Source organism: Frankia sp. CeRuru1 (assembly GCF_977966315.1).
This window is the reverse complement of record NZ_CDWWEW010000261.1, coordinates 1-7,192: the sequence shown is the minus strand read 5'-3', so window position 1 is coordinate 7,192 and position 7,192 is coordinate 1. Positions and strand designations below refer to the sequence as shown.

Below are 7,192 nucleotides of genomic sequence, written 5' to 3'. Positions count from 1 at the left end.
AGGAATATCCGGATCGGTAGTGACGAGTCACGCGGGCGCGTCGATCGGCGGAGCACGTGGATCGGGAGAAAGCGCGGACGGGAAGAACGCCGGCGTAGGGGCGCAGGGGTAGGGGCGCAGGGTAGAGAGTAGGACGCGGGCGAGGGGGAACGACATGGCCGAGAAGGACGGGTGCCAACGGGCCGGGTTAGGGCCGTTCGTCCGGGAGCCGCTGGAGGGCGTGCGCCGGATCGCGGTGCTGCGGGCCAGCGGGCTCGGCGATTTCGTGTTGGCGCTGCCGGCGTTGGAGGCGCTGCGGGCGGCCTATCCGGACGCGCATCTGGTGTACCTCGGTCTGCCCTGGCACGTCGAGCTGTTGGCGGGCCGCCCGGGACCCTGGGACGAGGTGGCGGCCATCCCGCCCTGGCCCGGCGTGTCCACCAGCACGCAAGGACCCTCGCCGACCGGTACGGCCCCGACCTCCGCCACCACCGACGACCTACGGACGGATGGCACTCGAGCCGACGACGAGGTGCGCGCGTTCGTCCGGCGCCACCGGGCGGCCCGCTACGACCTGGCGCTGCAGCTGCACGGTGGGGGCGCCCATTCCACCCCGCTGGTGCACGCCTTGGGCGCGCGGTTCACCGCCGGTGGCCGGGACGTGGGAGCGCCGCCGCTGCACCGGTCCGTTCCGTTCCGGCATCTGCAACACGAGACGTTGCGCAACCTGGAGATCGTGGGACTCGTCGGGGCTTCCCCCGTCACCCTGAACCCCGGATTGACCGTGACGGCCGACGATCGCCGGGCGGCCGCCGAGGCCATGGCAGCTGCCGAAGCCACGGCGGGCGCCGAAGCCACGGCCGGCGCCGAGGTCACGGCCGGGGCCGCCCCACTGGTCGTTCTGCATCCCGGCGCGAGCGATCCGCGTCGGCGCTGGCCCGTCGACCGGTTCGCCGGAGTCGCGAACGCGCTCGCGGCGGACGGCGCTCGCATCATGATCGTCGGCGTAGCGGCCGAGCGAGCCCTCGCTGAACGGCTCGCGGCGGGCGTGTCGGGGCCCGTGGTGAACCTGGCCGGCCGCCTCTGCCTGCCCGGCCTGGTGGGGATTCTCGCCACCGCCGACCTGATGATCGGTAACGACTCGGGGCCGCGGCACCTCGCCGGTGCACTCGGTATTCCGACCGTCGGCGTCTTCTGGTGCGGCAATGTGATCAACGCTGGGCCGCTGGAACGGGCCCGCCACCGCATCGCCACGTCTTTTCAGACGACCTGCCCGGAATGTGGGGCGAGCCAGGCGCACGGGCGATGCCCCCACAACCCGTCGTTCGTCGCGGATGTATCCGTGGACGAGGTCCTCGTCGAAGCCCGGAACCTGCTCGCCCGGGACTGGCTCGCCTGGGACTGGAAGGTACCCCCGGGTCCGTCTGACTCAGGTCTGTCTGACTCGGGTCCGCTCGATCGGCCAGCCGCCGTTCGATGATCGGGACGGTCAGCCGATTCCCGCGTGCATCTCGAAGTCCAGCGCACCGATGCCGACGAGCCAGTACACCCAGTCGGCGTCGCGGGTCGGGGCAACCTGTCCGCCCGGTGGCTGGTAGCCGACCCGCCTCGCCTTCTCCAGCGCGCCCGCCAACCGGTCGTTGAGCGAGGTCTGCTTGATCCCCAGCCGGTCGGCGGCGGATTTCTTGGGACGTGGATCCGGGTTACGCAGGGGCGGCCACCGTAGATGCTGCTCGAAGACCACGCGGATCGCCTCGGTCTCCTTCTCGGAGAGGCGATCGACCTCGTTGCTCTCCGTCACTCGACGATCGCGGGCGATCCGGCGGACGCCGGTCGGCTCCGGCTCGCATAACAGCAGGTAGCTGCGCTGCGGAGTACCGCGCAGCCAGATCGCGGTCGGCCGGTCGGTCACCGACACCAGCCCGCCCTGCTCGACGGGATACGTCGGCTGCCCCCAGCTCCGGACATCGGCCTGGTTCAGGTTCGCGATTTCCACATTCCAGCCGCCGCCCGGCGCGGCGGACACGCGGGCGGCCCGGCGGGAGAGTTTCCGGTCCGGCGGGCCGGCGGACAGATGCCGGTGCGACGCGGCCTCGTCGCAGACGTCGTCCGGGGCGGCGCCGACGCACAGCTGGTCGGAACGGCGCAGCCGCTGGTCGAATTCGACCCGATCGTCGACGAGGAACCGCAGCCGCATGGCGAGCGAGTGTAACGGTACCTTTCCGCAGGGTGGTTTCGGCCCCTCCGGTCGCCGCTTCCCCGGCGATCTCGTCCGTGCCCGGATACCGGTGTGGGTCAGGCGTTGCTGCCGTCGGCCCCGCGCACCGCCCGCGCGTGAATCTGAAACTCGTCGAGGTCGGAGCCGATGAGACGACCGAGAACCCGGATCACGTCGGAGCGTTCGATCGCCACCGGGCGCCACAGGATCGCGGATTGGGCTTCGCGCAGACCGGCCTCCCGCGGGAAGGCGAGCAGGTGTCCGCAAACCCAGCTGAGCCGACGTACCTGAGTGGTAATCGGGAAGGCCAGGATGACGCCGTTCTCCACCCGCACCGCGACCACCGGGCGCCGCTTGTAGCCGGCACAGTCCGAGAAGTCGACGCGGGCATCGAGGACCATCGCGGGCCCCAGCGACGTCCACGGAACCGGCCGCAGGTGCTTGAGGGAATTCCCGCTCGGTCGCGGCTTGCTCGTCGTAGTCGATACCGATCGGGGATGCCCGTCCGGTCCGGACGCGTAGCGGGCGAGGTAGTCCGGCAGCGGCTGATCGCGCCGAGTGCGTCGGCGGGCCTGTCGGGCCCGGTCACGGGCAAGTTTCTGCAGTGGGTTGCTCCGCCTGGCCGGGACCTGGCGCTGAGCGCGGCGGGAGTTGAACTCGGGCACGGTGCCTCCGGAAGGTAGTAGGCCGTTGCCACCGACCGTCGCAGAAGCCGCCGATGACGACCAGACCGATAGATGTCGGTTATGGCTGTCCTTTACTTGACGAGGCCGAGCGATACCGTCATATCGCGCGGACAGGCATACTGCAGATCCTTCGCGATCTTGCGGGAGGAAGGGGGGACCGTCGTGCACGTCGCCGTTGCCACGACCATGGACGCTGATCGTCTGGATGATTCGGACGGTAGCGTCGGGATGCCCGCATCCCACGCCCCGGCAGATGTGATCGGGAAGCACCGTTGACCGGCCCGGACGGACCTGTGGTTTCGCCGGGCGACCCGGTTCCGGCAGTGATCACAGTGGTCGTGGGCGGGGACTCCTCCGATGTCCCGGGCGGCGGCGTCCTGGACGGCTCGCGCGCCATCGATGGTGACGTCGCCGGGATTGATCCTTTCGGGGCGGTGACCGGTTCACCCGGAGCGCAGGAGGCGAACGAGCTCGGAGGCCCGGACGAGCCGGCGACCGGGCAGGACGACAGCGACGAGCTGGAAGACGCCGCCGCAGCCGCCGACGACGCGGACGCCGACGTGGACGTGGACGCCGACGTGGACGCCGACGTGGACGTGGACGCCGACGTGGACGCCGCAGCCGCCGACGACGTGGACGCCGACGTGGACGTGGACGCCGACGTGGACGAGGGGGCCGGCGCGGTCTCCTCACGCCATGCCCCACCCCGCGTCGCCTTGCCTACGGCGAGCGCCGGACTGATCATGCCTGCGCGGGTCGAGCTGAGCTGGCCGGAACTTCCGGGACTGCCGCTGGTTGATCTGCTCGACAGCCATTCCGCCGATGCTCCCGCGGTCTCCGCGGCCGCCCTGCTGCGCGCCTTCGTCGAGATCGGCCGCAGCCTCGAACCGTTCCATCAGCAGGGCGTGGGGCTCCTCGCGCCGTGGAGCTTCAGGTGGACCGGGCAGAGCCTCACCCTGGCCGTCTGCGATCTGCTGGACGCGGGCAGGCACGACCCCGTCGACCCCTGGTTCGTTACTCCGGCGGGGGAGTGTGGTCCCGCCCGTGACCTTCGCCTGTTCGCCGTAGTGCTGTTCAAGGCGCTGACCGGCGAGTGGAGCAACCGGGACGCCTCGATGCTGGCGATGGCCGGGCTCGCCGCCGGCGAGTGGCCGCCCGGCGCCGACGCCGCGCTGCGGGCCTGCCTACATCCCGAGCATGGTCGCCGGGCGGCCGGAGCCGGTGCGCTGGCGTTGAGGATCGCACCCTTCGTCTTCCCCGCGCGCAACGAGCGGCTGACGACCGTCGTCGCGTGCGAGAGCGTGACGGGCTGGCGCAAGGCGGGCGGCAACCCGGAAGGCGACAACGAGGACGCGGTCGGCTGGGCGAAGGTCGAGGACCCGTCGGACGGCACGACCACCGCCTGCGCGGTGCTCGACGGCATTACCGGTCCCGGTGACGGTTCGGGACGGTGGGCGGCGCGGGCGCTGCTCGCGGCATTCCGCCGCCGGTGGAAGGACGGCGAGACCGAACCGGAGCGGCTGCTGCTGGACGTCGCGCTGCCGCCGCCGCCCGCGCCGCTGAGCCGCCGGGCCGCCGCGGTGGCGGTGCTCGCCTCGATCTCCCGCGGTCGCGCCGACATCGCGACCGTCGGGGACTGCCGTGCCTACCTGCTGCGCCGCTGCGGCGACGGCTTCGCGGCCACCCGGCTGTCCAGCGAGCACAGCGTGGTTGCCGAGGCGATCGTCGCCGGCCAGGCTCCCACGCCCGAGGAGCGCGGCATCGTGACCGAGAGCGTCCGGACGGCGCAGCGCGGCGCGACCGCGGTGGCGACCAGAAGGGTGCAGCTCGCCGACGGCGACCTGCTGATCCTCGCCACCGACGGGGCGTGCGAGGCGGGCGTCGACACCGCCGAGGACATTCCGGGCGTGGCCGACTGGAGGTTCTGCGACGTGCTGGAGGACCTCGCCTCGGTCGCCCGCACCCCCGCCGAACTGGCCTCGTTGCTCTGCCGTCGGGCGGAGGACCTCGGTGGGCACGACAACGCCACCGTCGCGGTGATCGCGATCCGCTCCGCCCGGGAGAAGGTGGTCGCCACCCGGACCAGACCGCGCCAGCGGGCGATGCTCACCGGCGTCGGCGAGTCCCGCGGCGCCGGCACGCGCATTCACGGGGAGCCGCGCATTCACGGGGAGAAAGGAAACCGATGAACGACAGGGACCGGCTCGGCGTCGAGGGCCGGATGGACCGGGGTGTCACGAAGCCGGGTGGGGTGCTCCGGCTGACGATCAGCGTGGCCGATCCGCCGCGGGGCCGGCGGGAGGTGGCAGTCGCTGTCGCGGTCGACGCATCCCTGTCGATGCTGCATCCAGCGGCGCCGGACGCGGTCAGCAAGTGGGAGCTCGCGCAGCGGGTCCTGGAACGCGTGCACGGCCTGCTGCCCGACGGCTGTCCGCTCGTGCTGGTGCGCTTCGCCCGTGAGGCGCGAGTGATCAGCGCCGGACGCCGGCCCGACCGCCTGCCGGCCGTCGACGGCCCCACGAACAGCGACGCGGACTCCTACACCAACATCGGCGACGCGCTCACCGTCGCCGGGCGGGAGCTGCTCGCGCAGGCGCCGGACGCGGACGTCTACCGGGTCTTGCTCATCACCGACGGCGAGGCCAACATCGGCCGCTGGCAGCCCGAGCAGCTCGCCCACATCGTCGCCGGGCTCGGCGACCAGGGCATCGGGACGGACGCGCTGGGCATCGGTGTCGACGCCCGGGACGAGGCGCTTGCCGAGATGGTCGGGGTGTGCGGCCAGACGCAGCACGTCTGGGCCGCGGCCGAGGACGTCGACCGGATCGACGCGATCGTCTCGTCGCTGATCGAACCGGTGGTCGGTGCGGCTGCGGGGCGCGGTGAGCTGCGGGTCCTGATCCGACCCGGCTGGACGGTGGAGGCACTGCGGCGGATCAAACCGCAGCGTCACCTCATGAAGGTGCCGCCACCGACCTCGCGCGGCACCGAGCTGCGGCTGCCGCTGCCCGCCGTGAGTACCGGCGAGGACCGTCCGGTCTTCCTGCTCCGGCTGCGCGCTCCGGACACACCGCTCGGCGCGCACACGATTCTTCAGGCCCGCGGCGGGGTGGTCGCCGGTGGACGGCGGCTGGCCGTGGACAGCCGGGCCGACCCGCAGGCCGCGCAGCGCTTCCGGGTCACCGTCGAGGCGGATGTCTTCCCGGACGCGGAATCCTCCCTCGAACACGAGGAGAGCATCGCGGAGTTCGACGAGGAGATCGCGAAGCGGGCCAGCTTCGCCCATTCCCGGGAAAGCGTCACCGAGTTGTTCCGGAACGCGGCGCTGTGGGCGGCGGACCGTGGATTCGACGATCTGGCCGACCACTACAACGCGACGCTACGGGCCCTCGGCCAGGGTGTCGCGCCGGCCGATGCGGTATCGGGAGCCCGGGTCCGGGCGACCCGCACCAGGACCCGGACCCGTGATCTCGTCGAGGCGGGCCCGGTGCCCGGCCGGCCACACGGCGGGGCGGTGTCCCGTCGGCGTCTCGACGACGTTCTCGGCAACAGCTGACAACCGGTAGGAGTCCCATGTCCTCGACGACGGTGCTGTTCGACGTCAGTAACATCACCCGGGACGGTTCGCCGGGCAGCTTCGCGCAGATCGGTCTCGGCTGTGCGCACGGCGCCCGCTGCCCGCGCCGGTGCGGCGTGACCGCGCGGCTGTTCGCCGTGGAGGCCGCCGCCCGCCGTGCCTTCGGCGCCGACGCGACCTTTCGCTATGTGGCCGACAACAGCCTGCGCGGCCTGCTCGACGACCTCGCCCCACTGCAGCGGTACTACCGTGACGGTGCCCTGGTCTGGGCGGCCGAGGCCGATGACATCCTGCTCGAGGAGGCGAGGGCCGTCGGGGGGAAGGTCGTCAGCAAGGACAACTTCTACGGCAAACGCAACATCGACGCCCACGCGTGGATCCAGGGCGACGCCTCGACCTTCTTCGGATGGAAGGTGCTACCCGCAGCCCCAGCGGGCGAGAACGTGAAATTGGTCCGCCGGGCGATGAACCGGATCGACACCGTCACCTGGGAGCGGGCCGCGCGGCAGGACGAGGTGAAGGCGTCGGGCCTGCGGGGGCGGCCGGAGGTCGTCGCCGCCGCCCGCGCCAACGCCTATCGCTGCGTGACCCCCGACTGCGTGAACGCCCGGCTGGGGCCGCTCGTGTCGCCACCGATGCGCGTGGCGGGGCGCGGCCAGGGCGCCCGGCTGGTCTGTCCGCTGTGCCGACGCCCGGTCCAGGAGATCGAGACGGATACCGGGCAGGCGGCCG

At 72.1% G+C, this 7,192-nt stretch carries 6 protein-coding genes; 4 read left to right on the top strand and 2 right to left on the bottom strand.

The genetic code is table 11. The features are described 5' to 3' along the window. Positions 1-154: 154 nt before the first annotated feature. Entirely contained in the window at positions 155-1,459 is a 1,305-nt protein-coding gene (locus tag AC08OP_RS17275) for a glycosyltransferase family 9 protein (RefSeq protein WP_476615136.1), read from the top strand. 9 nt (positions 1,460-1,468) lie between these two features. On the opposite strand, the gene AC08OP_RS17270 is transcribed toward AC08OP_RS17275, so the two are convergent. Both AC08OP_RS17270 and AC08OP_RS17265 read right to left on the bottom strand, forming a co-directional pair. After that, a complete protein-coding gene (locus tag AC08OP_RS17270; protein ID WP_476615135.1) occupies positions 1,469-2,176 on the bottom strand; it encodes a hypothetical protein in 708 nt (235 codons plus the stop codon). 98 nt (positions 2,177-2,274) lie between these two features. After that, entirely contained in the window at positions 2,275-2,862 is a 588-nt protein-coding gene (locus tag AC08OP_RS17265; RefSeq protein WP_476615134.1) for a hypothetical protein, read from the bottom strand. 314 nt (positions 2,863-3,176) lie between these two features. Between AC08OP_RS17265 and AC08OP_RS17260 the strand changes: the two genes are divergently transcribed. The 3 genes from AC08OP_RS17260 to AC08OP_RS17250 all read left to right on the top strand — a co-directional run. Then, positions 3,177-5,072 (top strand): PP2C family protein-serine/threonine phosphatase, encoded by a 1,896-nt coding sequence (locus tag AC08OP_RS17260; RefSeq protein ID WP_476615133.1) that lies wholly within the window; start codon positions 3,177-3,179, stop codon positions 5,070-5,072. After that, positions 5,069-6,439 carry a vWA domain-containing protein gene (locus tag AC08OP_RS17255; RefSeq protein ID WP_476615132.1) on the top strand — a complete coding sequence of 457 codons (1,371 nt, stop codon included), beginning with the start codon at positions 5,069-5,071 and terminating at the stop codon, positions 6,437-6,439. Before AC08OP_RS17260 ends, AC08OP_RS17255 begins: the two co-directional genes overlap by 4 nt. Positions 6,440-6,456: 17 nt before the next feature. Next, positions 6,457-7,192: hypothetical protein (locus AC08OP_RS17250; RefSeq protein ID WP_476615131.1), on the top strand; the 736-nt coding region annotated here is incomplete at its 3' end.

What these genes read in the sequence shown, in the direction of transcription:
- AC08OP_RS17255 (WP_476615132.1), top strand. Translation starts at nt 5,069, where the DNA reads ATGAACGACAGGGACCGGCTCGGCGTCGAGGGCCGGATGGACCGGGGT.
- AC08OP_RS17275 (WP_476615136.1), top strand. Translation starts at nt 155, where the DNA reads ATGGCCGAGAAGGACGGGTGCCAACGGGCCGGGTTAGGGCCGTTCGTC.
- AC08OP_RS17270 (WP_476615135.1), bottom strand. Translation starts at nt 2,176, where the DNA reads ATGCGGCTGCGGTTCCTCGTCGACGATCGGGTCGAATTCGACCAGCGG.